Below are 24735 nucleotides of genomic sequence, written 5' to 3' on the forward strand. Positions count from 1 at the left end.
CACCCCCCCGCGCCCGCGCGCGCCCCTACAATCTGGTCTGTGGCTTTCCGCCCAAACCCCCCCCCCCCCCACCCCCACAACTCGATATGTGCCAGAGCGCGACTCGCGGGGTTAGGGGCGGGGTGGGGCCAGGGATTCGCGGTGGATGACCTCCGCGGAGACCTCTTCCACTCGGGGGGCCTGGTGTGGGGCTTCCAGTGCCAGCGTGATCGCTCGTGCGCCGATCTCCACCAGCGGCAGGCGGACCGTGGTCAGCGGTGGGGTCACGTCACGGGCGATCGGCATGTCGTCGAAGCCCACGACCGACACGTCGCCCGGCACCGACAGGCCCCGTTCACGCAGGACCGACAGCGCGCCGATGGCCATGGAGTCGTTCAACGCGACGATCGCGGTCAGCCGCGGGTCCGCGTCCAGCAGGGCCGCGGTGGCCACCGCCCCGCCGTCACGGTCGAACTCCGCGTACGCGATCCGCTTCGACGGCAGCGCGCGGCGGTGCTCGCGGGCCGCACGGCGCAGCCCGGCCAGGCGGTCGGTCGTGGTCGTGAGCTGCTTCGGAGCCGCCACCACGCCGATGTGCTTGTGCCCGGCCTCGAAGACGGCGGCCCCGATCAGGTAGCCGCCCTCCTCGTTCGCGGGCATGACCGCGTCGCCCGCCAGCTTGTGCCTGCCGACCACCGACACCCGGCCGCCGGTCGCCATGTACGCGGACAGCTTCGCGTTCAGCGACTTCGTGAAGGCCGGGTCGTGGTAGCCGGAACCGGCCAGGATGATCGCCTCGACCTGGTGGGCACGCAGCAGCTCCACGTACTCCAGCTCACGGTCGGGGTCGCGGTACGAGTTGCAGATGATCACCAGCCTGCCCTGCTCGGACGCGACCCGTTGCAGGCCGCGGGTGATCTCCGCGAAGTAGGGGTCCGACACGTCGTGGACGATCACCCCCACTGTCGTCCGGTGGGAGCGCGCCAGCAGCTGCGCGTGCGCGTTCGGCACGTACTGCAGCTCCTGCACCGCGCGCAGCACACGCTCGCGCAGCTCCTCGGACACGATCTTGGGGCTTCCGTTCACGATCCGTGACACGGTCGCGGCAGAAACCCCGGCTTTGCGCGCGACATCGGCAAGCGTCGCCATGCCAGACCTCCGCCGTTGACACCTGTTCTTTGCCCGCCTAGCGTCAGCCTACAAGGGAAAGCCCTTTCCCTGCGGCTGGAGGGGCGATTACCGCCAGTGTCCATTGTGCGGCCCCGCGACAGCAAGGCCGCCACGCCGAGGGGTACCGATGCGTGATCCACTGCCGGGTGCGGTAGGCGTTTCGAAACTCTGCGTATACGACACGGTTACTCCCGACGGCCTCCACGGCGGCACGCCGCACCTGCACCTCTGCTGCACGGAGGCGTACGTGGTCGTCGCCGGCTCCGGCCGCGTGCAAACGCTCTCCGGCCAGGACGGCTTCGTCGAGCACGACCTGCGTCCCGGCACGGTCCTCTGGTTCACCCCCGGCACGATCCACCGCCTGGTCAACGACGGCGGCCTGGAGATCATCGTGCTGATGAGCAACACGGGCCTCCCAGAGGCGGGCGACGCGGTGCTCACCTTCCCGCTCGACGTCGTGCGCGACCCCGCGCGGTACGCCTCAGAGAGCGCTCTCCCGAACGGCGGCGCGCCGGGCACCGACGTCACCACGGCCTACCGCCGTCGTGACCTCGCCGTCCAGGGCTTCCACGGGCTGCGGGAGAGCGGTCTCCTCGACGAGTTCTACGAGGCGGCGATGAGGCTCAAGCAGCCGCTCCTCGACGACTGGCGCAAGCGCTGGGAGAGCGGCGCCCGGGAGGCCGCGGAGCAGACCGGTCGCCAGCTCGCCGCCCTGATCGAGAGCAACCCCGCTCACCTGCGTGAATCACGTGTGAGCAGCAAGCCCGGGCCGGACGAGGAAGGGCGCCTCGGCATGTGCGGACTCTTGAACACCTACCGTTACGATTGATCACAGGAAAGCCCTTGCCTCCGCCGGGTTTGGACAAATAGCATCCTGGGAAAGCGCTTGCCTGGCAGTGCGGCCCTCGGCGGGAGGACATCAGTGGGTTACCGGAGAGGCGTTCCCGCGTCAGCGACAGCCCTGGTCCACGACGTCCGGCTGATCGTTGGCGACACAGCGCGACCGCGTCACCCCGCGGCAGCGCGCACGATGACTGGCGGCGGGCAGACGTGGACCGAGGTGACCGCCCGGTCGTGGACCCAGGTAGCACGCACGAGTTGTTCCTGGTGGCAAGGAATCCCGGTACGACCGGCGACCTGTTCAACGTGGACTGGTTCGAATTCCAGCCGGAGGTATAGGTGTCAAGCATGGTGACCAACGAGACCCGGGCCGACCCGGCGCCACCGACGCCGGTGGTGGAGCCCGCGAAGCGGACCGGCATCGGCACGCGGCTGCTGCGCTTCCTGGACGCGATGTGGCGGCCGGTCGCGCTGCTCGCGCTCATCTTCGTGGCGTGGTGGGTGGTGACCGCGCAGGGTTGGGTGGCGAGCTACCTCGTGCCCACACCGGGGCAGGTGTGGGAGCGGACGGTGGAGGACTGGTCCTCGCTGATGTACCACTCGTACGTCACGCTGTACGAGACGGTCGTCGGCTTCCTGCTGGCGACGGTGCTCGGCCTCGCGACCGCCGTGGCGATCGCGTACTCGAGGACGCTGGAGAAAACGCTCTACCCGATCGTCCTGTTCGCGCAGGTGATCCCGAAGATCGCGATCGCGCCGCTGATCGTGGTGTGGTTCGGCAACGACCTCGCCCCGAAGATCATCCTGGCGGTCCTGATCGCGTTCTTCCCGGTGGTCGTCTCGGGGGTCGCGGGCCTCCGGTCGACAGATCCCGAGTTGCTGGAGCTGTCCGCCACGATGGGTGCGAGCCGGTGGCAGACGTTCCGCAAGATCCGCTTCCCGAACGCGCTGCCGCACCTCATGGCCGGCGAGAAGGTGGCGGTGACGCTCGCCGTGGTCGGTGCGGTGGTCGGCGAGTTCGTCGGCGCCAGCGAGGGCCTCGGCTACCAGCTGATGATCGCGAACGGCAACCTCGACGCGCCCCTGCTGTTCGCCGCGCTGATCCTCATGTCGCTCATCGGCATCCTCCTGTTCGTGATCGTCGAGGTGCTGGAGGCGCTGCTCATCCCGTGGCACGCCAGCCGCCGGTCCGCCACCCCGCTCACCACATCCTGAGCCGAGGGTCACTCCGCAAGCTACGTTCCGAAAGGCAAACCCAATGAAGCGTTTACTCACAGGCATAGCGGCAGCGGCGCTGCTGATCGCGGGATGCGCTCCGAGCGGCCAGGGCAGCGGTGGCTCCGGCGGGAACACGAACGCCCCCGCCGACGCCACCGAGGTCACCTTCACCCTCAACTGGGTGCCCTACGGTGAGCACGCGCCCTTCTACTACGGGATCCAGAAGGGCTACTACGCCGACGAGGGCATCGACCTGAAGATCGAGCCCGGCAGCGGCTCCGGCAACACGATCAAGGCAGTCGCGCAGGGTCAGACCATGTTCGGCTGGGCTGACACGCCGCCGCTGCTCAACGCGATCAGTTCCGGCATGCCGGTCAAGAGCGTCGGCGTGTTCCTGCAGAAGGGCCCGTCGTCCGTGGAGTTCCTGTCGGACAAGGGTTTCAAGTCCATCAAGGACCTCAAGGGCAAGCGCGTCGGCGGCACCCCGGGTGACGCGATGTACGCGACGTTCCCCGCGCTGCTCGCGGCGAACGGCATGAAGGAGTCCGACGTCACGGTCGTGAACATGGACGCCGCCAACAAGATCGCGCAGCTCGCCGAAGGCCAGGTCGACGCGATCATGGGCTTCTTCCACGACCAGGGCCCGACCATCGAGGCCCGCACCGGCAAGCAGGTCGACCACCTGCTGTTCGCCGACTCCGGGCTGAACCTGCTCGGCACCGGCATCGTGGTCAGCGAGGAAACCCTGTCGTCGCAGAAGGACCTGGTCGGCAAGTTCGTGCGTGCCACGCAGAAGTCGTGGGCGGAGGCCGTGAAGAACCCCGAGGACGCCGCGAAGGCGATGGCTGAGCTGGCCGAGAACGAGCCGCCGGAGGAGGTGCTCGTCAAGCAGCTCCAGCTCGCGGAACCGTTGCTGCAGCTGGACACCGCGGGCGCGCCGGGCGTCAACAGCGACGACCAGTGGGCCGACACGATCGGCATCATGGCCGACAACGCGGGCCTGAAGGACGCGGGCGAGCCGTCCCAGTACTGGGACGGTGCTCATGCCAAGGCTGACGGATCATGACGGCCGTCATGACCGGCACGGCGGTCGACGTCCAGAACCTCTCGGTGCGGTTCCGCTCCAAGCGGTCCACCACCACGGCCCTCGACGACGTGACCATGCGGGTCGAGGCGGGCGAGTTCATCTCGATCGTCGGTCCGTCCGGCTGCGGTAAGTCCACTTTGCTCAAAGTGGTCGCGGGACTGGTGAAACCGAGCGACGGCACCGTGTCACTGTTCGGTGCGGGGGTGAACGGTCCACAGCGGAACATCGGGTTCGCCTTCCAGCGCGCGGCACTCCTCGAGTGGCGGGGCGTGCGCAAGAACATCCTGCTGCAGGCCGAGATCCGCGGTCTCGACAGGGCGAAGGCGGCCCGCCGGGCCGACGAGCTGATCGAGCTGACCGGTCTCAAGGGTTTCGAGAAGGCGTTGCCGCACGAGCTTTCCGGTGGCATGCAGCAGCGGGTGGCGCTGTGCCGCGCGCTGCTGCACGAGCCGCCGGTCCTGCTCATGGACGAGCCGTTCGGCGCGCTGGACGCGCTCACGCGGGAGCAGCTCAACGCCGAGCTGAACAAGATCTGGCGCGAGACCGGCACGACGATCCTGCTGGTCACGCACTCCATCGCCGAGGCCGTGTTCCTCGGCACTCGGGTGGAGGTGATGAGCCCGCGCCCGGGCAGGCTGATGCGGACCCTCGAGGTCGACCTGCCGAGGGAACGGGACTACGCGCAGGTGATGACTGACCCGAGGTTCGGGACGCTCACCCGCGAGATCCGTCAACTACTGGGCGCGCACGAGTCGCACTAGTCCTCAACAGGAGTAATCACATGTCTCGTAGGTCGATCGGCATCGTGCTCAACGGCGTGACCGGACGCATGGGCTACCGCCAGCACCTGGTCCGCTCGATTCTGGCCATCCGCGACGACGGCGGCCTCCCGCTGCCGGACGGCACGGTGCTGTGGCCGGAGCCGGTGCTGGTCGGCCGCAACGAGCGCAAGCTCGCCGAGATCGCGGAACGGCACGGGTTGTCCGACTGGACGACGGATCTGCACGCGGCGCTCGCCCGCGACGATGTCGAGATCTACTTCGACGCGCTCACCACCCAGAAGCGCGAGAAGGCGATCAAGCAGGCGATCGACGCGGGCAAGCACATCTACACCGAGAAGCCCCTCGCCATGGACCTCGCCGGCGCGCTCGAACTCGCGCGTGCCGCCGAGACGGCGGGGGTGCGCAACGGGGTGGTGGCCGACAAGATCTTCCTTCCCGGGCTGCGGAAGCTGAAGCGGCTCGTGGACGGCGGGTTCTTCGGCCGGGTGCTGTCGGTCCGCGCCGAGTTCGGGTACTGGGTGTTCGAGGGCGACTGGCAGCGCGCGCAGCGTCCGTCGTGGAACTACCGGGCCGAGGACGGCGGCGGGGTCGTGCTGGACATGTTCCCGCACTGGCACTACGTGCTGGAGAACCTGTTCGGGCCGGTCCGCGCGGTGCAGGCGACGATCCGCACGCACATCCCGCGCCGCTGGGACGAGAACGGCGAGGAGTACGCGGCCACCGCCGACGACGCGGCGTACGCGATCTTCGAGCTGGACGACGGGGCGGTCGCGCAGTTCAACTCGTCCTGGTGTGTGCGGGTGTTCCGCGACGAGCTGGTCGAGTTCCAGGTGGACGGCACGCACGGGAGCGCCGTCGCCGGTCTGCGCCGCTGCCGCGCGCAGTCGCGTGCCGCGACGCCGATGCCGGTGTGGGACCCGGACGCGCCGCCGAACGTGGACGCGCGCGGTGACTGGGCCGAGGTGCCGGACAACGAGCACTTCGACAACGGGTTCCGCGTCCAGTGGGAGCGGTTCCTGCGCCACGTCGTCCTCGGAGAGCGTTTTCCGTGGGACTTCGCGGCCGCCGCACGCGGGGTGCAGCTTGCCGAGCTGGGCCTGCGGGCGGCGACCGAGGGCAGGCGCATCGAGATCCCGGAGCTGCCATGACCTCGCTCGTGCTCCCGGGCGGCGAGCGCCACGAGCTCCGTGGTGGAGCGCTCTCCGACACCGGCACGACCCCGTCGACCAGCCGGATCGCGTACGCGGCCGCGCACGTCGTCGCCGATCCGCTGGCGGAGAACGTGCCGGGTGCGCCCGCGGTGCTGGACTGGGACGCCACGCTGAGTTTCCGGCACCACCTGTGGCGGCACGGCCTCGGCGTCGCGGAGGCCATGGACACGGCGCAACGCGGCATGGGCCTGGACTACCCGGCCGTCCGCGAGCTGGTGCGCCGCAGCGCCGCCGAGGCCCGTTCGGTCGGCGGCCGGATCGTGGCGGGTGTCGCGACCGACCAGCTCGACGGTCCGGCGACCGTGCCGCAGGTGTTGGACGCGTACCGGGAACAGCTCGCGGACGTGCTGGCGGCGGGCGCGGTACCGGTGCTGATGTGCAGCAGGCACCTGGCCGCGGCGGCGTCCGGGCCCGAGGACTACATGTCGGTGTACTCCGCGCTGCTGTCCGAGGTGGACGATCCGGTCCTGCTGCACTGGCTCGGTCCCATGTTCGACCCGGCGCTGGCGGGCTACTGGGGGTCGACCGACCTCGACGAGGCCGCGGACACGGTGCTGTCCCTGCTCAAGGACCACGCGTCCACGGTGGACGGCATCAAGATGTCCTTGCTCGACGACGAGTTCGAGATCGCTCTCCGGCGCGGGTTGCCGTCGGGCGTGCGCATGTACACCGGCGACGACTTCAACTACCCGAGCCTCATCGCCGGTGACGAGCACGGCCACTCGGACGCGTTGCTGGGCGTGTTCGCCGCGCTGGCCCCGGTGGTCGGCCCGGCACTGCACAAGCTGGATCGCGGTGACGTGTCGGGCTTCCGCGCGGCGCTCGACCCGACCGTGCCGCTGGCGCGCCACCTGTTCGGCGCGCTGACGCAGTACTACAAGACGGGCGTCGTGTTCCTGTCGTGGCTCGCCGGCCACCAGGACCACTTCGTGATGGTCGGCGGGCTGCAGTCGGGCCGGTCGGTGGTGCACCTCGCGAAGCTGCTCGTGCTCGCGGACGAGGTGGGCCTGCTGCCCGATGCCGACCTGGCGGCCGCGCGGGCACGGTCGTTCTTCGCGACGGCGGGGGTGACGCAGTGAGAGCGCTCTCCTTCAACCAGGCCACCGCGAAGTACTGGCCGCTCGCGGACGTCGTCAAGGGCTGTGCGGCCGCGGACGTGCGGCACGTGGGCCTGTGGCGTGAGCCGGTGGCGGAGTACGGGCTCGGGAGAGCGCTCTCCCTGGTGCGGGACGCGGGCCTGAGCGTGACGTCGCTGTGCCGTGGCGGTTTCTTCGGCGCCGACGACTGGCACGACGACAACCGCCGCGCCCTCGACGAGGCGGCGGAACTCGGTGCCCCGGCCCTGGTCCTGGTGTGTGGCGGGCTGTTCGGGAGAACGCTCTCCGAAGCTCGTGCCAGGGTCGCGGCCGGGCTGGAGGCCCTGGCGCCGCACGCGTTGGACGTGGGCGTGACGTTGGCCGTGGAACCCATGCACCCGATGTTCTGCGCGGACCGGAGCGTGGTGGCGACGCTCGCCGGCGCACTGGACCTGTGCGCCCCGTTCCCGCCGGAGGCGGTTGGCATCACGCTCGACACCTACCACGTGTGGTGGGACGAGCAGGTCCTGCCGCTGATCGGCGCGAACGGCGACCGGATCGCGTGCTTCCAGCTGGCGGACTGGGTGGTCCCGCTGCCCGAGGACGTCCTCGTCGGCCGCGGCCTGCCGGGCACCGGACACGTCGACTTCGCCCCGCTGGTCGAGGCCGTGCTCGCGACGGGCTACGACCGCCCGATCGAGGTGGAGGTCTTCAACGCGGGCCTGTGGGCGCGCCCCGGCGAGGAGGTGCTCCGCGACACCGTCACCGCGTACACGTCGGTGATGGGCATGGCATCCTCGGCTGGGTGAGTTACCCCCACCAGGCACTTCCACGAGAGTTCCGGATGGCGGGCGGCGGCTTCGGCAAGATCGTGCTGCCGTTCGCGTTCCTGCTGGTCTTCTTCGCCGTCATCATGCTCCTGCTGGGTTCCGTGGTGGCCGGTCTGCCCGGCGGCATCATCGCCGCGGTGGTCGGCACCGGGGCGCTGGTCGGTGTCCTGTACGGGAAGTTCAACCGCATGAAGCAGGGCACCGTCGTGCGCTTCTCCGAGTACGGCGTGGAACTGAGCGACACGATGGGCTACCAGATCCGCCTCAACTGGCCGGACATCACGCGCATCGGTGAGGTCCGCAGCCAGATGGCGAACCCGAGCACCGTCGGTTTGCAGGGCGGGGTGCGGGTCAACGCCGGTGCCGTGAAGACGCAGGGCGTCATCGGCTGGGGCCACCGGGTGATCCCGGCGAAGGCGCCGGGCTGGATGCGGCAGAACCTCGCCATGGCACCGGTGAACCCGTACGACGGCCGTCCCGAGGTGGCCATTCCGCTGAGCGGCATCGACCCGAACTGGACGCAGGGCGCCATGGGGCAGTGGGTGCGGACGTACCGCCCGGACCTGCTCGGCGGCGGCCCGCAGTACGGCTACCCGCCTCGGTGACGGTCAAGGCCGCCGGGCTCGGCATGCACGTCGGCGAGCAGTGGCTGTTCCGCGAGCTGGACCTGGACGTCGCGGCGGGCGAGTGCCTCGTGCTCGCGGGCGACAACGGCAGCGGCAAGTCGACCGTCCTGCACCTGCTGTACGGCCTGCGTGCCCCGACCGAGGGCACGATCGAGGTCGCGGGCCGGGAACCGGACGAGCGGGCGGTCGCGTTCCGCCGTGCGGTGTCGGTCCTGCTCGACGACTCGGAGTTGTTCGTCGAGCTGTCGCCCCGGCAGCACCTGGAGCTGCTGGCCGGCTCGTTCGGTTCGCCCGACGACCCGGACGACTGGCTGGCCGCCGCGGGCCTGGCCGAACGTGCCGACGTGCACGCCTACCACCTGTCGGCGGGGCAGCGCCGTCGCCTGCTCCTGCTGGGCGCGGTGGCCCGTCCGCACGACGTGCTGCTGCTGGACGAGCCGGAGCGGGCGCTGGACGTGCGGGGCAAGGAGTGGCTGACCGACCTGGTCGACCGGGAACGGGCGCAGGGCCGGACGGTGGTGATGGCGACGCACCACCCGCCGCTGTCGGAGGTGGCGGACCAGGTGGTGCGCCTCGGCCGGCGGTGACGGCGTTCGCCCGCCGGTGGCTGTCCGGGGACGAACGCACGCTGGGCGTGTTCCTGGTGGTCGGTGTGCTCACGATGGCGTTCTTCCGCCTGGACGAGCTGCGGGCCGAACTCGGCACCGGCGCCGACCCGCTGTCGTTGCTGCTGGTGATCATGTCCGTCACCTGGTGGTCGCTGCTGCCCCGGTCGTTCGTGTGGCGCGATCCGGCGGACCTGACGTGGCGTGACTTCGCCGTCACCGACCGGGCGACGATCGTGTCGCGGCGGCTGGTCGGCCACTGGCTCGGGCGCGTGCTGGCACTGGGGTATCTGCTGGCGGTACTGGCCGCGGTGGTGGCGGCGCCCGTCGCGTGGGTGCTGGCCGGTGTGGCGTCGCTCGCCGGGGCGGCCTTCCTCGCGTTGGCGGTGGTGCGGACCTCCCCGGTGCGGCTGGAGTGGGTGACGCCGCTGGCACTGGCCGGCGCGGCGGTCGCCGTCGAACCGGGCCCGGTCGCGGTGTTCGTGCTGGCAGCGGCTCTGGCGGTGGCCGGCGCGATCCGGTTCCGGCCCGGCGTGCCGCCGATCGCGGACGCGGGCAGGCAGAAGCTGGTCGACGGGTGGCGGGACCGGGTGCTGCGGGTGAGCGGTGTCCAGTTCATGGACCTGGCGTTGCTGCTGCCCGCCGCCCGTCCGGCCCGCGGGCTCCGGCTGAGTGGCGGCCTGGCGCTGGCGTGGCTGGGCGTGCTGGGGCGCGCGCGGCACGTCCCGACAGCGGTGCTGCTGGCGGTGGCCGCGGTGGCGGTGCACCGGACGTTCCCGGCGCTGCCGGGTGTGGTGGTGTTCACAGTGTTCGGGTACGCGTCGCTCGTGCCGCTCGTCGCGGGGTTGGGGGAGCTGTGGCGTTCGCCGGGCAGGCGGCGGTGGGTGGGCCTGGGTGACGTGGCACTGCGGTGGCACCACCTCGTCGTGGCGACCGCGGTGGCGGCGGTGTGGGCCCTCGCGGTGTGGCCCGCGGGTGGCTGGGAGGCGAACGTGCTGGTCACGGTCCCCGTGCTGGCCGCGTGTGTGATCCGCACGATGACCCGCCGACCGCCCACGTACGACAACCTGGTCCCCGTGGACACCCCGGTGGGTGCGCTGCCCGTACGGCTGGTCCTGCAGACGGTCCGAGGTCCTGACCTGGGCGTACTGGCGCTGGCGATCATGGCGGGGACCCCGTGGTGGGCCGCACTGCTCGTCGCCGCTGCGGCGGTGGCGGTGGCGCTGCTGCGCTGAGAGTTCCTCGAGGACACCACGAGGCGCGCCACCAAAGAGCCACGGACCAGCGAAAACGCGAAGCCCGGCCCCCAGTACGTCACCTCAACCCCCACCCGATCCCGGGGGCCACCCGCCATGCCAGTCTACCAGTGGGGGCTGACAGGGGCGGCGTTGTCGATCTTGACTGTGGACAACCGGTGCGGCTGTGGACAACTCCGGGTGGTGGCGTGATCGGCGCAGGTGGAGCGGGCCGTGGAGGTGGCGACCGTCACCGCCGCTTGCGTACTGATCGACATGGCGGGATGGTGTGCCTGCGAACGCCGCCTGCGCTCGGCTTTTGCCCTCGCCAGCCCAACGGAGCCGGCCAGGAGCGCGCGGGCTACGATCGCTCCGAATCACGGTGAGGCGTGGTTGCAGACACGCAGGAGGCATGGAGTGACGGCAGTAGCCCCGAAGCCGATCGCAACGCGGCCGTACCCGGCGCGTCCGGCAGCCAAGGGTTCTTACCTGCTGCAGCTGTTCCGGGAGACCGATCCGAAGAAGATCGGCGTGATGTACCTCGTCACGGCGTTCGCGTTCTTCATGATCGGCGGCGCGATGGCGATGCTCATCCGCTCCGAGCTGGCGTTCCCCGGGCAGCAGTTCCTGTCGCAGGAGCAGTACAACCAGCTGTTCACCATGCACGGCACGATCATGCTGCTGCTGTACGCGACGCCGATCCTCTTCGGCTTCGCGAACTTCGTGCTGCCGATCCAGATCGGTGCGCCGGACGTGGCGTTCCCGCGGTTGAACGCGTTCTCGTACTGGCTGTTCCTGTTCGGCGGCCTGATCGTGATCTCCGGCTTCCTGACGCCGGGTGGCGCCGCCGACTTCGGCTGGTTCGCCTACACCCCGCTGTCGGACAAGATCCACTCGCCCGGTGTGGGCGGTGACCTGTGGATCGTCGGCCTGATCCTGTCCGGTCTCGGCACGATCCTCGGTGGCGTGAACATGCTGACCACCGTGGTCTGCCTGCGGGCGCCGGGCATGACGATGTTCCGGATGCCGATCTTCGTGTGGAACATCTTCATCACGTCGATCCTGATCCTGATCGCGTTCCCGATCCTGACCGCGGCCCTGTTCGGCCTGCTGGCGGACCGCCTGTTCGGCGCGCACGTGTTCGACCCGGCCAACGGTGGCGTGATCCTCTGGCAGCACCTCTTCTGGTTCTTCGGCCATCCCGAGGTCTACATCGTGGCGCTGCCGTTCTTCGGCATCGTCTCCGAGATCTTCCCGGTGTTCAGCCGCAAGCCGCTGTTCGGCTACCGCGGCCTGGTCTACGCGACCCTGGGCATCGCGGCGCTGTCCATCGCGGTGTGGGCGCACCACATGTACGCCACCGGCGCGGTCCTGCTGCCGTTCTTCTCCTTCATGACGTTCCTCATCGCGGTCCCGACCGGGGTGAAGTTCTTCAACTGGATCGGCACCATGTGGAAGGGGCAACTGACCTTCGAGACACCGATGCTGTTCAGCGTCGGCTTCCTGGTCACGTTCCTCTTCGGCGGTCTGACCGGCATCCTGCTGGCCGCGCCCGCCATCGACTTCCACGTGTCGGACACCTACTTCGTGGTCGCGCACTTCCACTACGTGCTCTACGGCACGATCGCGTTCGCCACGTTCGCGGGCATCTACTTCTGGTTCCCGAAGATCACCGGCCGGTTCCTCGACGAGAAGCTCGGCAAGCTGCACTTCTGGACCACGTTCATCGGCTTCCACGGCACGTTCCTCGTCCAGCACTGGCTGGGCAACGAGGGCATGCCGCGCCGCTACGCCGACTACCTGGCCAGCGACGGCTTCACCACGCTGAACGCGATCTCCACGATCGGTGCCTACATCCTGGGCGCGTCGACCCTGCCGTTCATCTGGAACGTGTTCAAGAGCTACCGGTACGGCGAGACCACCACGGCCGACGACCCGTGGGGCTACGGCAACTCGCTCGAGTGGGCGACGACGAGCCCGCCGCCGCGGCACAACTTCCTGGAGCTGCCGCGCATCCGGTCGGAGCGGCCCGCGTTCGACCTGCACTACCCGCACGCCGTCGACGACGCCCACCGCGACAAGTACGTGGGTGCCTTCAGCGGCAAGCACAAGGTGGCGGTCCCCGACGCGCCGTCGGAGCGGCTCTCCCACGCCATGGAGGACGAGCCGTCCGACAAGCCGGACAAGCCCGTCGACGACGCCTGACCGGACCTGACCGACAGTGACCCAGCCACCCACGAGCACGCCGGTCCTGATCACCGTCACAGGACCTGACAAGCCGGGGGTTTCCTCGGTCCTGTTCGCGGTGCTCACCCGGCACGGCGTCGAGATCCTGGACGTCGAGCAGGTCACGATCCGCGGCCAGCTGGTCCTCGGGGTCCTGGTCGGCACCGACCACGACCCGGAGGGCCTGCAGGAGGCGATCGAGCAGGCCATGGCGACCGTGACCATGCACGTCACGGTCGAGGTGGGCGCCGACTCGCAGTCCCCGGCCCGGCTCGGTTCGAGCCACGTGCTGGTGGTGCTCGGCAGGCCGATGCCGGCACGTGCGTTCGCCGAGGTCGCACGCAGGCTGGCGGCGCTGGACGCGAACATCGACGCCATCCGCCGTGTCGCCGACTACCCGGTCACCGGGCTCGAGCTGCGGGTGTCGGTCGCGCAGGACACGCGTGAGTCGGACGCCGAGCTGCGGTCCGCGCTCGCCGACGTCGCATCCCGCGTCGGCCTGGACATCGCGGTCGAACGCGAGGGCCTGACCCGGCGTGCGAAGCGGCTCGTGGTGTTCGACGTGGATTCGACGCTCATCCAGGGCGAGGTCATCGAGATGCTGGCGGCCCACGCCGGCTGCGAGGACGAGGTTCGCGAGATCACCGAGGCCGCGATGCGCGGCGAGCTGGACTTCGCGCAGTCCCTCGAACGGCGGGTCGCGTGCCTCGCCGGGCTGTCGGAGTCGGTTCTGGACGAGGTGGCGGCGTCCCTGCAGCTCATGCCGGGGGCCCGCACGACGGTCCGCACGCTCAAGCGGCTGGGGTTCCGCTGCGGGGTCGTGTCCGGCGGCTTCAGCCGGATCATCGAGCGGCTCGCCGACGACCTCGGCCTGGACTTCTACGTCGCGAACGAGATCGAGATCGTCGACGGCAAGATCACCGGCCGCGTGCTCGGCGACATCGTCGACCGTGCCGGCAAGGCGACCGCGCTGCGCAGGTTCGCCGCCCAGTTCGAGGTGCCGCTGGCCCAGTGCGTGGCGATCGGCGACGGCGCCAACGACATCGACATGCTGTCGGCGGCCGGGCTGGGTGTGGCGTTCAACGCGAAGCCCGCGCTGCGCGAGGTCGCCGACACGGCGCTGTCGCACCCGTACCTGGACGTGGTGCTGTTCGTGCTGGGCGTGACCCGCGCCGAGGTCGAGGCGGCGGACGCCGCCGACGGCCTGGCGTTGCCTCGCCCATGATCGGGGCGGTGCTCGACCCGCTGGCCGCGCGGTACACACAGTGGCTGGGCCTGCCCGCGACGGCCACCAACGACGTGACCGACGAGGACCCGGCCGAAGTGCGCGCCATGCCCGTGGTGCTGCGGATAGAACGCGTCGACCCACCGTCCCGTACGCCGCTGCTGGAGGCGGCGGCCGCGGCCGCCGTGGCGGTGTGCCTGGACCCCCGGGCCGAGGACGAGTGGCGGGAACCCCTGGTGTCGTGGATCGACGGCCGTATCCGCAAGGTGGCCCGCCGCGCCCGCGGCGCGCACTGGGACGCCGTGCAGGCACTGCCGGGCGTGACGATCACGGTCGACGGCGCGCAGGCACGCGCTCTCCTGCCCGGCAAGGTCGTCGAGATGCCGAAAGAGGTCACACGCCTGCAGATCTCCGGCAGCGAACTGCCGTCGGACGAGCCAGGCCCGCCGCCCGAGGACGTCCCGGTCCTGTGGCTGAACCCGGCGGTGACGATGACCGCGGGCAAGGCCGCCGCACAGGTCGGGCACGCGTCGATGCTGCTGGCCGCCGCGCTGCGCGCGGACGGCCAGGAGTCGTTCTTCGACGGCTGGAAGGACTTCCGCTGCGCGGTCCGCACACCTGACCAGCGGACGTGGGCGTCGCTGCACCCGGGCGACGACCCGCTGAACGCGTGGCGCCGCCGACGGGTGGTGGCGGTCCGGGACGCGGGATTTACGGAGGTCGACCCGGGCACGGTCACCGTGCTGGCCCAGTTGCCCTGAAACGTCGTGTTGGCACGGCGTGTGGTCGGCTATAAATCGTGTATGCCGACCTCCAGAAGCGTGGCCCGGACGCTGATCGCCGCTTCGGCGGTGGTGGTGGCCGCCAGCGTCGCGCTCGTCGCCGTGCGGTTCACGATCGCCGGAGTGCCGCTGACGATCCGGTACGAGACAACCCGCGACACGTCCTACTTCGCACCGGACGTGCTCGATGCCCTGCAGGAGAGGGGAGGCTCGTTCGTGGACCAACTCTCGTCCGTCGACTGCTCGTCGGACGAGAAGGTCATGAGCGGGATGGCCTTCCGGTGCGGGGTTGTCATGGACGGCGTGGACTACACCGTGCGGGTGCTGGTCGTCGATGTGGAGACCGGCGAGATTGAGGTCGGCGAGCTGTCCGACCGACCTCGGTAGCACGGAGCCGGGGTCGCCGATGATCGTGTTGTACGTGTCGACATCGCTCAGATCACCCGGCCTGCAGCCGCTACGACCCGATGGGCGGGAGTGCTCCGTCCACACACCGAAGGCATGAGTGTCGGGCGTCACGTCGCTGTCCTGTCACAAGAACCGTGTCGTCGGCATCTTGTGTGCGTCACTGCAACGCGACACAAGGGGACGTCATGCGGTTCAACATGTTCGAGAACGAGACCGGGGCGAAGGTCTTCAAGCGGCTCGCGAACTTCGCCACGGTGGTCGAGCAGTCGTCGCTGCCCAAGACCATCCAGGAGCTGGTTTCCTTGCGTGCCAGCCAGATCAACGGCTGCGGCTGGTGCATCGACCTCCACACCAAGGAAGCCGCGGCCGCCGGGGAGAGCGCTCTCCGTCTCCACCTCGTCGCCGCCTGGCGGGAGTCCTCCGTGTTCACCGAGGCCGAGCAGGCCGCGCTCGCGTTCGCCGAGGAGGGCACCCGGCTCGCCGACGCGTACGAGGGCGTGTCCGACGAGACCTGGGCCCAGGTGCGCAAGCATTACGACGACGACGAGCTCGCCGCGTTGATCACGGTGGTGTCGATGGTCAACGCCGCCAACCGGTTCGCCGTCATCACACACCAGAAGGGCGGCTCCTACGAGCGCGGCATGTTCGACGCCTGAGCGGGGGCCCCGGCCCGGAGAGCGCTCTCCGGGCCGGGACAACGGTTACAGCCGTTCGATCCAGATCTTGCGGAACTTCGGGTTCGCACCGGGATCGCCGTGGTCCTGCAACCGCAGGTGACCCGGGGCCGGGTTCTCCGCCTGACCGTTGCCGGTCTTGCCGTTGATGGCCACGTCGTTGTGCACCACCACGCCGTTCCACACGACGGTCACCCGTGCGTCGGCCACCTTCTTGCCGGTGCTGTCGTAGCGGGCCGCGCGGAAGACGATGTCGTACGTCTGCCACTCACCCGACGGCCGCGCCGCGTTCACGTCCGGCGGCTTCTTCAGGTAGATCGCGCCCGCCGTGTTGTTCTGCGGCGCCAGACCGTACGACTCCAGCACCTGGATCTCGTAGCGTTCCTGGATGTAGACACCGCTGTTGCCGCGTGCCTGCCCGGTGACCTCCGGCGGGTAGTGCGGCTGGTACCACTCGGCGTGCAACCGGAAGTCGCCGAACCTCTCCTTCGTGCGGATGTCACCGCCGAGCGACTCCATCGTGCCGTTCGCGACCGGCCACGTCGCCGGGCCGCCGGACGTCCTCTCCCACGCGTCGAGGTTCGTCCCGTCGAACAACGTGATCCGCTTCGTCGGTGTGACGGTGAGCTTGTCGAGGTTCACGTGCCCGATGTCGGTCTCCTCGTACACGTAGGAGATCGAGTTCGCGCCCTGGCGCAGGTGCACCGTCTCCACGTGGTCCGTCCACCTGTTCCAGGCGACCGTGCTGGCGAGCCAGATCTGTTTGACCTTCTCGCCGTTGACGTACAGGCTCATCGACCTGGGCGTGGGGCTCGGATCGGCGTTCTGCCCGTTCGCGTACCGCAGCTTGAGGTCGTGGCGACCGGCCCGGTCGGTGCGGACGCCGAACGTCGTGCTCGCGCCCGGTTCCCAGTTGCGGTCGACGAAACCGGCACCCGAGTAGCCCGTGTGGTTGGTGTTCCACCCCGTGCCGCCGGCCAGGCGCGCGGACTCCGCCTCGTACTCCGACGGCGCGGTCGTGCCGTCGGGCAGCCGGTTGAGCGTGTACCACGCCTCGGTGCTCCACAGTTCGTTGCCGGACGCCGAGGCGAACGGCCGCGGCGAGTGCACGTACACCACGTGACCCGGCTTGAGACCGGCCAGCTTCAACGTCACCTTCGTGCGGTCCTCGGACAGCGTCGCCGACGTGACCTCCAGGTTCTCCTGACCGATCTTCGGCCCGCCGTACTGCGGCGTCGCCACGTACCGCCACTGCTCCGCGTTGTACTTCGCGGCCAGGTCCCGCGCCGTGGCATCCGACAGCGGCTGGGTGTAGGTGATCTCGAAACCGCCGTCGATCGCGTGCATGGAGTGGATGTCGAACGTGCGGGCCTGGTCGAAGGACAGCTTCTGCAGACCGTACTTGAGCTTGCCCGCCTGACCCCAGTTCCCGGCCCAGCCGATGCCACCGGTGTAGATGGCGCCGTCGGGACCGAGGCTGATCCGGCTCACACCGGACTCCAGGCCCTGTGTCATGCGGAACACCGCGCCCTGGTACTCGCCGCCGACCTCCTCCAGGTACGCGCGCTGGAGGCCACCGTAGGTCACGTCACCGAACACCATCTGACCGGCGAACACGCCGTTCGGCAGCATGATCGGGTTGCTCGGCGAGTTGGAGATCTCGCCGTGCGGCAACCACAGCACCGGCTCGGTCACCGGCTGGTCGTCGTACGGGCCGTCCGGGTTCGTGTGGTGGTTGTAGAACGCGCCCTGCTTGATCCGCACCAGCTTGGACGTCGGCACGTACATGCCCTGGTTGTCGGTGACGAACAGGTCGCCACCGGGTCCCCAGCCGAGGCCGTTCGGCGTGCGCAGCCCGCCGGCCACATAGGACACCTCGCCGGTCCGCTTGTCGATCTTCAACGTGGAACCGCGGTTGGGCACGGGCTGCGGGTCGGCGGTCGCGCCACCCGGCACCATCGCGATGCCCGTGGTGACGTAGAAGTAGCCCTTCTCGTACAGCAGCCCGAACGCGAACTCGTGGTAGTTCCCGCCGAACGGCCAGGTCGCGATCGTGCGGTGCTCGTCGGCGACCTCATCGCCGTTCGAGTCGACGAGCGCGGTCAGACCGTCCTTCTCGGACACGTAGATCGTGCCGTCCACGTACTTGAGCCCCATCGGCTCCTGGAGTTCCGTGGCGATCTTCTTGTAGGTGACCTTCGACGGGTCGGTGTTGCCGGTGACGCCGTCGACGATGTACGCCTCGCCGAGCACGGACTCCCGGTCACCGCCCCAGGTGCTGATGGCCAGGCGGCCGTCAGGTAGCCAGTCCATGCCGGTCACCTGCGGCTCGAAGCCGTCGGGGCGCAGGTTCGTCAGCGTGTAGTCGGGGTGCACGTCGGCCAGTGGGAGGCCGTCGCCGGGTGTCTCGGTGACGCCCTCGCACTCCTTGCGGCCGGGTGAGGTCACGCGCGTGACCTCGGCGTCGGTGCTGAGCGCGCTGGTCGGCACGAGCGTGAACCCGTCCGTGCCTGGCGGCTGCCACTCCAGCTTGAGCGCCTGCCCGAACTCGCCGTCGAAGTGGTCGATGCGCAGCGCGTGCGCCCCGGCGGTGAGCGTGGTCGCCCCGTCCTTCGGGGTCGCGCCGTGCCTGCCGGGGTGGTCGACCACGGTCTCGCCGTCGAGCAGCAGCCGTGCGCCGTCGTCGCTGGTGATCCGGAAGTGGTACTCGCCGGGGTTGTCGGTGTGCAGGTAGCCGGTGACCTCGGTGACGAACTTGTCCGCGATGCCGAAGTCCGCGGAGGTGGACCAGTTGATCGTCGGCATCAGCTTGTCGACGTTGGGGGTCTGACCGGTCTTGAGCGTGCAGTAGTCGTCCAGGATCACCTGCACGTCGAACACCCGCATCGTCACGCCCGGTTCCTGGGGCGGGATGTCGGATTGTGCAGCGGTGGCCTGGACGGTGAGGAACGGGATCGTGGTGAGTGCGGCTAGCAAAGGCACGAACGGCCGCATGGAGGGCTACCTCCTCGGTGCGTGACGACTCTGTCGACACACAGAAGAAGACAGCTTTCGTCGTAAGTCAACAAAAGAAGAGCTGAAATATGTGAAAGTAGGGCCGTTTGGAGCACGTTTCGAACGAAAGCTAACCCATCTAGCCTAGGCAAGCGCTTTCCTCGTTATGAGCATAAGCCACCAGGGCCGGTGGGTCACCGCACGGCCTTCTGCACGAGGGCGACGATGCGTGCCTCCACCTCGGGCGTGATCTCGAGCAGCGCGAAGGCCGTCGGCCACATCTCGCCGTCGTCCAGGGTGGCGGCCGCCTCGAAGCCGAGGGTGGCGTAGCGGACCTTGAACTTCCCGGCGGGCTGGAAGAAGACGACGTTCTTGCCGTCCAGCGCGTACGCGGGCATGCCGTACCAGAGCTTCGGCGCGAGCATCGGGGCGTGCGTGGTGACGATCTCGTGGACGCGTTCGGCGAGGGCGCGGTCGGCGTCATCCATCTCCGCGATCTTGGCGAGGAGGTCCTGCTTGGCCGCCGCCGCCTTGTCCGCCTTCGACCCTCGGCGCCGCGTCGTCTTCTTCATCTCGGCGGCGTGTTCCTTCATCGCTGCCCGCTCTTCCGCGGTGAAGCCTTCGTAGGTGTCGCTCATGTGGACAACGCTAAGGCAGCCCGCTGACCAGCGCTTCTCGATTCCTGACCGGTCTTTCTCAACAGGTGTCGGCGTCGTCGGTGCGGATCGCGATCAGGGAGTCGAGGTGGCGGGTGGGCAGCCGGTCGATCAGGTGGTGCGGCGGGAGCAGCTCGAGCCAGCGGAGGAACCACGCCGAGACGGCGTAGACGTGCAGGGTGAAGTGCCGGCCGTCGGTCTCCTCGCCGACGATCACGTCCTCGGCGACCCAGCCGAGGTCGTCGAAGCGCAGCTCGACCGCGAAGTACATGGTGGTCGCGTCGGGCGGCTGGATGAACAGGGCGGCGTGCCCCTCGGCGGGGACCGGCCCGGTGCCGACGTAGTCCGCGCAGCGGGGCACCCGGGCGACGGGGTCGAACGAGACCTGTGTGGACCGGGCCACGGGGAGCGGATGACCGGTGACCGCGTGTTCCCTGACGACCAGCACCACCGCCGCGCAGACGGCGAGCACGGCGACGAGCAGGACCGTTCTGGTCACTTCACGGCGGTCAGCAGGGCCTTCCACGCGGAGCCGGGGAGGTTCAGGACGGGGCCCTCGGCGTTCTTGGAGTCCCGCATGGCGGTCGCGTCCCCGAGTAGGGCGACCTCGACGCAGTTGTCGTTCCCGCCCCCGGTGCCACTGCTGAAGCTGCTTCTACGCCAACGCGCGTTCACAGTTGCGCCTCTTCTCAGCTCGACCACAGTTCGTCGGCCACCCGCTCGATCAGCGCGACCGAATCACCGGGGTCCAGCGCCAACGACCGGAGGTGGGAGAACCGTAGTCTAGCTGGTTCGACGTACTCGGATCTGTCTTGCCGCTCGTCGCCGAGAGCGTGCAGGGCGTAGCTCATGCTGGGCTGTTCGGCCTCGGGGAAGTCCAGCACGGTGAACGGGCCGACGAGGGCTTCGTTCGAGATCACGTCGGCGGGCAGGACCCGCAGGGCGACCGTCGGCAACTCGTTGATCAAGCCCAGGTGCAGCAGTTGGTTGCGCATGACCGATGGTCCGCCGACGGGGTAGCGGAGGGCGGACTCGTGTATGACGGCATCCAGCACGAGTGGGTGCTCCTCGTCGATGAGGCGTTCCTGCCGGTTCATCCGGACGGCGAGCATGTTGGAGATCCAGTCCTCATTGCGCGACTCCCGGCCGGACATGAAGAGAGCCAGGGCGTAGTCGGCGGTCTGGAGCAGCCCGGGCACGAAGGAGAGTTCGTAGGTGCTCGCCCGGGTGGCGGCCGTTTCCAACGCGACGAACGCCTTGTCCGACACGCCGTACTGGCGCCACCAGCCCGGGGCTCGGGCCTGACGGACCAGGTCGAGAACGTCGTCCATGCGTTCGTCGTAGACGTCTATCATCGAGCGGAGCAGGTGGACGTTCACGCCGCTCGATCCGTTCTCGAAACGGCTCAGTGCGCTCCTGGTGATCTCCAGCAGTGCCGCCGCCTGGACCACGGTCAGGCCGGCGTGATTTCGCGCCAGGCGAATGCGGCGGCCGACCTCTCGGCGCAGCACGACCGGACTGATGTGTGTTGCCACACGACAAGACTCCCCGCGCGCGTGCGCTGGCGGGATCTCACCACCCGATCGGGCTACTTCTTTCGTTGCCACACCACGAAAAGGCCGTCCTCGACGGTCGTCATGGCTTCGATGAAGGCGTCGTTGTCGAAATCTGGCAGCGATTGCAGACGGCTCATCAGGTCGTCGGCCGAGGGGTGGCCCGCCGGGACCGCGCAACCGCCGCCGCCTTCCGCGACCAGAAGGAAGAACACGTCTTCCTTCCACGGGCCTTCCGGGGTGGTCCTGATCGCGACCTCCGACAGCTTCGCCCAGGTCACCGACTCCTCGGTGCCGTCGGCAAGTTGCCGCCGGACGCCGTCGTCGTCGACCGTGATGCCGGTGTCAGCAGTGGACACGCAATCTCCTTCTCAGTTCGCCGCGGTGTTCAGGCGGCCGAGCGCCGCCCTGACCACCTCGGGGTCGCTCGTCGTCCAGTAGCTCGGCAGTGACGAGCGCAGGAAGCCGCCGTAGCGCGCGGTGGCCAGGCGGGGGTCGAGGATCGCGATGACGCCGCGATCGTCCGTGCTGCGCAGCAGGCGGCCCGTGCCCTGCGCCAGCAGCAGCGCGGCGTGGGTGGCCGCGACCGACAGGAAACCGTTGCCGCCCCGCGCTTCCACGGCGCGCTGCCGTGCCGACGCGAGCGGGTCGTCGGGGCGGGGGAACGGGATGCGGTCGACGATCACCAGCTGCAGCGACGGGCCCGGCACGTCCACGCCCTGCCACAGCGACAGCGTGCCGAACAAGCAGGTGGCCTCGTCCTCCGCGAACTTGCGCACCAGCAGCGCCGTCGAGTCCTCGCCCTGGCACAGGATCTCCAGGTTCGTCCGCCTGCGCAGCTCCTCCGTGGCCTGCTTCGCGGCCCGCATCGACGAGAACAGGCCGAGGGTGCGGCCGCCGGCCGACTCCATCAGCTCCCTGATCTCGTCCAGGTACGCGGGCGGCAGCCCGTCCCGGCCCGGCGGCGGCAGGTGTTTCGCCAGGTAGAGGATGCCCTTGCGGGCGTGGTCGAACGGCGACCCCACGTCCAGTGACGTCCACTTCGGACCGTCGATGGACTTCTCCGTCGCCGCGCCAGGAAGCTGCTCGCTCGGGCCGCTTTCCGGCGGCAGGCCCCACGAACGCGCCATGGAGTCGAAGTTGCCGCCCAGGGTCAGGGTGGCGGACGTGAGCACGGTCGTGGTCTGGGCGAACAGCCGTTCGCGCAGCAGCCCGGACACCGCCAGCGGCGCCACCTTGATGGTCGGCGGGCGGGGCGGGCCGTTGCCGCTGTCACCGGTCCGCCACACGACGTCGCGCCGTTGGCCGACCTCGCCGTCCCACGCGTCGAGCAGCCGGACCACCGTGTCGTGCACTTCCTCCAGCTGCGACAGGGCGAGCTTGCGCATGGTCTGCACGTCCACGTCGCCCGACTTCTCGTTGCCCAGCCCGGTGATGCACGCGTGCGCGGCGTCCCGCAGCGCGACCAGCGTGCCCGACAGCGGTCTCGGCATCTCGTCCAGCCGCCCGACCGGCAGGTCCTCCATGATCAGCGCGAGCCCGTCGCCCGCCTCCATCAGCCGGTCGGCGACCTCCTGGTCGACGACCCGGCTCGCGCGGCGGGCGGCCGCGTGGACGACGCCGGAGGTCAGCTCGGCGGTCGCGACGGACGTGACCCGGTCGACCAGGTCGTGGGCCTCGTCGACGATCACCAGGTCGTGCTCGGGCAGCACCTGGTAGCCCTGCAGGGCGTCGATGGCCATCAGCGCGTGGTTGGTGACGATCAGATCCGACCGCCCGGCCTCCTCACGTGCCTTCTCGGCGAAACAGTCGGCGCCCATCGGGCAGCGGGCCTTGCCGAGACACTCCCGCGCCGACACCGACACCGACCGCCAAGCCTGCTCGGACACGCCGGGCACCAGCTCGTCACGGTCGCCGGTCTCGGTGTCCGACACCCACTCGTGCAGGCGCTTCACCTCGCGGCCGATCCGCGACACCTCGAACGGGTCGAACAGCGCGGCGTCGTCCGCGTCGTCCTCCACGCCGCTGTCCAGCTTGTTCAGGCACAGGTAGTTGCGGCGGCCCTTGAGGATCGCGAACGTCGGCTTGCGGCCCAGCGGCTTGGACAGCGCCTTCTCCAGCCGAGGCAGGTCACGGTCGACGAGCTGGCGCTGCAGCGCGATCGTCGAGGTCGAGACGACGACCGTCGACTCGGTGGCCACCGCGTGCCGCAGCGCCGGGACCAGGTACGCGAGCGACTTGCCGGTGCCGGTGCCCGCCTGCACGGCCACGTGGTCGCCGGTGCGGATCGCCCGGCCCACCGCCTCGGCCATCGCGACCTGGCCAGGGCGCTCCTTACCGCCGACCGCCTCGACCGCGATCGAGAGCAGCTCGTTCACTCCTGGCAGGTCGGTGGAAGACGGCACGAGCAGACCGTACCTCCGACCCCCGACAGTCCCGTGCAGCCACCCGGGTACCTCGACCGGGTTGTCTGTGTGCACTACCGGGTGGCGGCCCTGGCCCGCCGCGTCGGTGCCGGGATTTCCTCGTGCCATGACACTCCGAAGAACACTCAGCGTGGCGGTCCTGACCGTGACGGGCCTGGTGCTCGCGGTCGCTCCCGCGCAGGCGGGCCCGGGCGACGCGGTCGCGGAGGGCTGGGCGGGCGCGGTCACCATCGGTGACGTGACGGTCGAGCCGATCGCCCCGTGCAGCACGGAGGGGGAACTCGCGGGCCATTCGGGTGAGGTGTCCGTGCCGAACGTGGTGACCTATGCGTCCGGCGACAGCACGTGCACCATCGACGAGGCGGGCGAGATCGCCACGGCGACCGTGACCGGCGGCCGGTTCCGCTTCGACGCGCTGCGGCAGTACGGCGGCCCCAGGATCCGCCTGACCGGCTACGGCGCGAAGTGTGCGACGACGGCTGCGGGCAGCAACTCGTCGATCCAGTTCTCCGGGCTGTCCGGCGTGACCGTGCCCGCGCAGCTGCCGTCGAACCACGTGGTCACCGTTCCCGGCGGCCCGGACGGCAAGCCGAAGGCGACCGTGACCTTCAACGAGGTGGTGCTCCCCAGCCCGGCGGACGGCAGTCTGACCGTGCACCTGATGCACATCCGCATGTTCCCGCAGGGCGGCCCGATCTCCGGTGACGCGTACGTGGGCACGGTGCACTGCGCACCCGTGCCCTGACGTCGGCAGGCGGCGCCGGTGGCACTACCGGCGCCGCTTCACCTTGACGGTGTCCATGTCGGTGGCGGACGCCTTCAGGTCGCGGAAGTCCACCCCCAGGTCCTCCACCGCACGCGCGGCGAGCGCCTTGCCCCGGTCGCACCCGGCCCGCTCGTCCTTCTCCTTGAGCTGCACGCGGAAGGAGAAGAAGTCGAGCGCGTGGTCGTAGGCCAGCGACCCGTCCTCGGTGAACCCGGCCGTCAGCATGTCGTGCTGCCCGGCGGCCTTGTTGAGGCGCGCGCGCCCCGCGTCGTCGAGGTCGGTGAAGCGGCCGCGCACCAGCACGCGGTAGGTGTGCTCTTCGGTCACCGGCCCAGGTTGCCAGCGGACGGCCGGGCCGGCCACTCA

Annotated in this window: 25 protein-coding genes; 16 read left to right on the forward strand and 9 right to left on the reverse strand. The window is 69.7% G+C overall.

Annotated elements, in window-relative coordinates; all coding sequences use genetic code 11:
• Positions 1-111 precede the first annotated feature (111 nt).
• The gene (locus ACIBVP_RS17865) at positions 112-1128 is read right to left on the reverse strand and encodes a LacI family DNA-binding transcriptional regulator (RefSeq protein ID WP_396107227.1); all 1017 of its coding nucleotides are present in this window, start codon (positions 1126-1128) and stop codon (positions 112-114) included.
• A gap of 148 nt (positions 1129-1276) precedes the next feature.
• Here ACIBVP_RS17865 and ACIBVP_RS17870 point away from each other — a divergent pair, with 148 nt between their 5' ends.
• The 15 genes from ACIBVP_RS17870 (at position 1277) to ACIBVP_RS17940 (ending at position 15956) form a co-directional block, all read left to right on the forward strand.
• On the forward strand, positions 1277-1978 hold the full coding sequence (locus tag ACIBVP_RS17870; RefSeq protein ID WP_396107228.1) for a cupin domain-containing protein: 702 nt from the start codon (positions 1277-1279) through the stop codon (positions 1976-1978).
• Positions 1979-2337: 359 nt separating this feature from the next.
• The gene (locus ACIBVP_RS17875; RefSeq protein WP_396107229.1) at positions 2338-3204 is read left to right on the forward strand and encodes an ABC transporter permease; all 867 of its coding nucleotides are present in this window, start codon (positions 2338-2340) and stop codon (positions 3202-3204) included.
• 43 nt (positions 3205-3247) lie between these two features.
• Complete coding sequence (locus ACIBVP_RS17880; protein WP_396107230.1) at positions 3248-4273, forward strand: ABC transporter substrate-binding protein; 1026 nt, start codon at positions 3248-3250, stop codon at positions 4271-4273.
• On the forward strand, positions 4270-5055 hold the full coding sequence (locus ACIBVP_RS17885; protein ID WP_396107231.1) for an ABC transporter ATP-binding protein: 786 nt from the start codon (positions 4270-4272) through the stop codon (positions 5053-5055). Before ACIBVP_RS17880 ends, ACIBVP_RS17885 begins: the two co-directional genes overlap by 4 nt.
• Before the next feature lie 20 nt (positions 5056-5075).
• Positions 5076-6224, forward strand: coding sequence for a Gfo/Idh/MocA family protein (locus ACIBVP_RS17890; protein WP_396107232.1), 1149 nt, complete (start codon positions 5076-5078; stop codon positions 6222-6224).
• On the forward strand, positions 6221-7366 hold the full coding sequence (locus tag ACIBVP_RS17895; RefSeq protein ID WP_396107233.1) for a dihydrodipicolinate synthase family protein: 1146 nt from the start codon (positions 6221-6223) through the stop codon (positions 7364-7366). Before ACIBVP_RS17890 ends, ACIBVP_RS17895 begins: the two co-directional genes overlap by 4 nt.
• A complete protein-coding gene (locus tag ACIBVP_RS17900; protein WP_396107234.1) occupies positions 7363-8172 on the forward strand; it encodes a sugar phosphate isomerase/epimerase family protein in 810 nt (269 codons plus the stop codon). The genes ACIBVP_RS17895 and ACIBVP_RS17900 overlap by 4 nt, the downstream gene beginning before the upstream one ends.
• The gene (locus ACIBVP_RS17905; protein ID WP_396107235.1) at positions 8169-8798 is read left to right on the forward strand and encodes a hypothetical protein; all 630 of its coding nucleotides are present in this window, start codon (positions 8169-8171) and stop codon (positions 8796-8798) included. Before ACIBVP_RS17900 ends, ACIBVP_RS17905 begins: the two co-directional genes overlap by 4 nt.
• Positions 8795-9406, forward strand: coding sequence for an ATP-binding cassette domain-containing protein (locus ACIBVP_RS17910; protein WP_396107236.1), 612 nt, complete (start codon positions 8795-8797; stop codon positions 9404-9406). The genes ACIBVP_RS17905 and ACIBVP_RS17910 overlap by 4 nt, the downstream gene beginning before the upstream one ends.
• Positions 9403-10659 carry a hypothetical protein gene (locus tag ACIBVP_RS17915; protein WP_396107237.1) on the forward strand — a complete coding sequence of 419 codons (1257 nt, stop codon included), beginning with the start codon at positions 9403-9405 and terminating at the stop codon, positions 10657-10659. The genes ACIBVP_RS17910 and ACIBVP_RS17915 overlap by 4 nt, the downstream gene beginning before the upstream one ends.
• A 417-nt stretch (positions 10660-11076) precedes the next feature.
• Positions 11077-12864, forward strand: a complete 1788-nt coding sequence (gene ctaD / locus ACIBVP_RS17920; protein ID WP_396107238.1) for a cytochrome c oxidase subunit I — start codon at positions 11077-11079, stop codon at positions 12862-12864.
• Positions 12865-12880: 16 nt separating this feature from the next.
• Positions 12881-14110 carry a phosphoserine phosphatase SerB gene (gene serB, locus ACIBVP_RS17925; RefSeq protein ID WP_396107239.1) on the forward strand — a complete coding sequence of 410 codons (1230 nt, stop codon included), beginning with the start codon at positions 12881-12883 and terminating at the stop codon, positions 14108-14110.
• On the forward strand, positions 14110-14871 hold the full coding sequence (locus tag ACIBVP_RS17930) for a peptidyl-tRNA hydrolase (RefSeq protein ID WP_396107377.1): 762 nt from the start codon (positions 14110-14112) through the stop codon (positions 14869-14871). The genes serB and ACIBVP_RS17930 overlap by 1 nt, the downstream gene beginning before the upstream one ends.
• Before the next feature lie 42 nt (positions 14872-14913).
• Positions 14914-15279 (forward strand): DUF4333 domain-containing protein, encoded by a 366-nt coding sequence (locus ACIBVP_RS17935; RefSeq protein ID WP_396107240.1) that lies wholly within the window; start codon positions 14914-14916, stop codon positions 15277-15279.
• Between the two features lie 206 nt (positions 15280-15485).
• Entirely contained in the window at positions 15486-15956 is a 471-nt protein-coding gene (locus ACIBVP_RS17940; protein WP_396107241.1) for a carboxymuconolactone decarboxylase family protein, read from the forward strand.
• 45 nt (positions 15957-16001) lie between these two features.
• Here the strand turns inward: ACIBVP_RS17940 and ACIBVP_RS17945 are convergent, their stop codons facing one another.
• The 7 genes from ACIBVP_RS17945 to ACIBVP_RS17975 form a co-directional block, all read right to left on the reverse strand.
• Positions 16002-18968, reverse strand: coding sequence for a family 16 glycoside hydrolase (locus ACIBVP_RS17945; RefSeq protein WP_396107242.1), 2967 nt, complete (start codon positions 18966-18968; stop codon positions 16002-16004).
• Between the two features lie 194 nt (positions 18969-19162).
• Positions 19163-19606, reverse strand: coding sequence for an iron chaperone (locus ACIBVP_RS17950; RefSeq protein ID WP_396107243.1), 444 nt, complete (start codon positions 19604-19606; stop codon positions 19163-19165).
• Between the two features lie 58 nt (positions 19607-19664).
• Positions 19665-20123 carry a hypothetical protein gene (locus ACIBVP_RS17955; protein WP_396107244.1) on the reverse strand — a complete coding sequence of 153 codons (459 nt, stop codon included), beginning with the start codon at positions 20121-20123 and terminating at the stop codon, positions 19665-19667.
• A complete protein-coding gene (locus ACIBVP_RS17960; RefSeq protein ID WP_396107245.1) occupies positions 20120-20299 on the reverse strand; it encodes a DUF397 domain-containing protein in 180 nt (59 codons plus the stop codon). The genes ACIBVP_RS17955 and ACIBVP_RS17960 overlap by 4 nt, the downstream gene beginning before the upstream one ends.
• A 14-nt stretch (positions 20300-20313) precedes the next feature.
• The gene (locus tag ACIBVP_RS17965; protein WP_396107246.1) at positions 20314-21159 is read right to left on the reverse strand and encodes a helix-turn-helix domain-containing protein; all 846 of its coding nucleotides are present in this window, start codon (positions 21157-21159) and stop codon (positions 20314-20316) included.
• Positions 21160-21212: 53 nt separating this feature from the next.
• Entirely contained in the window at positions 21213-21536 is a 324-nt protein-coding gene (locus ACIBVP_RS17970; RefSeq protein ID WP_396107247.1) for a hypothetical protein, read from the reverse strand.
• 12 nt (positions 21537-21548) lie between these two features.
• A complete protein-coding gene (locus ACIBVP_RS17975) occupies positions 21549-23582 on the reverse strand; it encodes an ATP-dependent DNA helicase (RefSeq protein WP_396107248.1) in 2034 nt (677 codons plus the stop codon).
• Positions 23583-23709: 127 nt separating this feature from the next.
• On the opposite strand from ACIBVP_RS17975, the gene ACIBVP_RS17980 reads away from it, so the two are divergent.
• Positions 23710-24348 (forward strand): hypothetical protein, encoded by a 639-nt coding sequence (locus ACIBVP_RS17980; protein WP_396107249.1) that lies wholly within the window; start codon positions 23710-23712, stop codon positions 24346-24348.
• Between the two features lie 24 nt (positions 24349-24372).
• Here ACIBVP_RS17980 and ACIBVP_RS17985 read toward each other — a convergent pair whose 3' ends face one another.
• Complete coding sequence (locus ACIBVP_RS17985; RefSeq protein ID WP_396107250.1) at positions 24373-24696, reverse strand: DUF6204 family protein; 324 nt, start codon at positions 24694-24696, stop codon at positions 24373-24375.
• Positions 24697-24735 lie beyond the last annotated feature (39 nt).

Source organism: Actinophytocola sp. NPDC049390, from assembly GCF_044466355.1.
In the GTDB taxonomy this organism is placed as follows: domain Bacteria; phylum Actinomycetota; class Actinomycetes; order Mycobacteriales; family Pseudonocardiaceae; genus Actinophytocola.

Coding starts and splice junctions, on each gene's coding strand:
- ACIBVP_RS17890 (WP_396107232.1), top strand. CDS start 5,076: ATGTCTCGTAGGTCGATCGGCATCGTGCTCAACGGCGTGACCGGACGC.
- ACIBVP_RS17895 (WP_396107233.1), top strand. CDS start 6,221: ATGACCTCGCTCGTGCTCCCGGGCGGCGAGCGCCACGAGCTCCGTGGT.
- ACIBVP_RS17940 (WP_396107241.1), top strand. CDS start 15,486: ATGCGGTTCAACATGTTCGAGAACGAGACCGGGGCGAAGGTCTTCAAG.
- ACIBVP_RS17885 (WP_396107231.1), top strand. CDS start 4,270: ATGACGGCCGTCATGACCGGCACGGCGGTCGACGTCCAGAACCTCTCG.
- ACIBVP_RS17980 (WP_396107249.1), top strand. CDS start 23,710: ATGACACTCCGAAGAACACTCAGCGTGGCGGTCCTGACCGTGACGGGC.
- ACIBVP_RS17875 (WP_396107229.1), top strand. CDS start 2,338: ATGGTGACCAACGAGACCCGGGCCGACCCGGCGCCACCGACGCCGGTG.
- ACIBVP_RS17945 (WP_396107242.1), bottom strand. CDS start 18,968: ATGCGGCCGTTCGTGCCTTTGCTAGCCGCACTCACCACGATCCCGTTC.
- ACIBVP_RS17865 (WP_396107227.1), bottom strand. CDS start 1,128: ATGGCGACGCTTGCCGATGTCGCGCGCAAAGCCGGGGTTTCTGCCGCG.
- ACIBVP_RS17950 (WP_396107243.1), bottom strand. CDS start 19,606: ATGAGCGACACCTACGAAGGCTTCACCGCGGAAGAGCGGGCAGCGATG.
- ACIBVP_RS17880 (WP_396107230.1), top strand. CDS start 3,248: ATGAAGCGTTTACTCACAGGCATAGCGGCAGCGGCGCTGCTGATCGCG.
- ACIBVP_RS17935 (WP_396107240.1), top strand. CDS start 14,914: ATGCCGACCTCCAGAAGCGTGGCCCGGACGCTGATCGCCGCTTCGGCG.
- ACIBVP_RS17870 (WP_396107228.1), top strand. CDS start 1,277: ATGCGTGATCCACTGCCGGGTGCGGTAGGCGTTTCGAAACTCTGCGTA.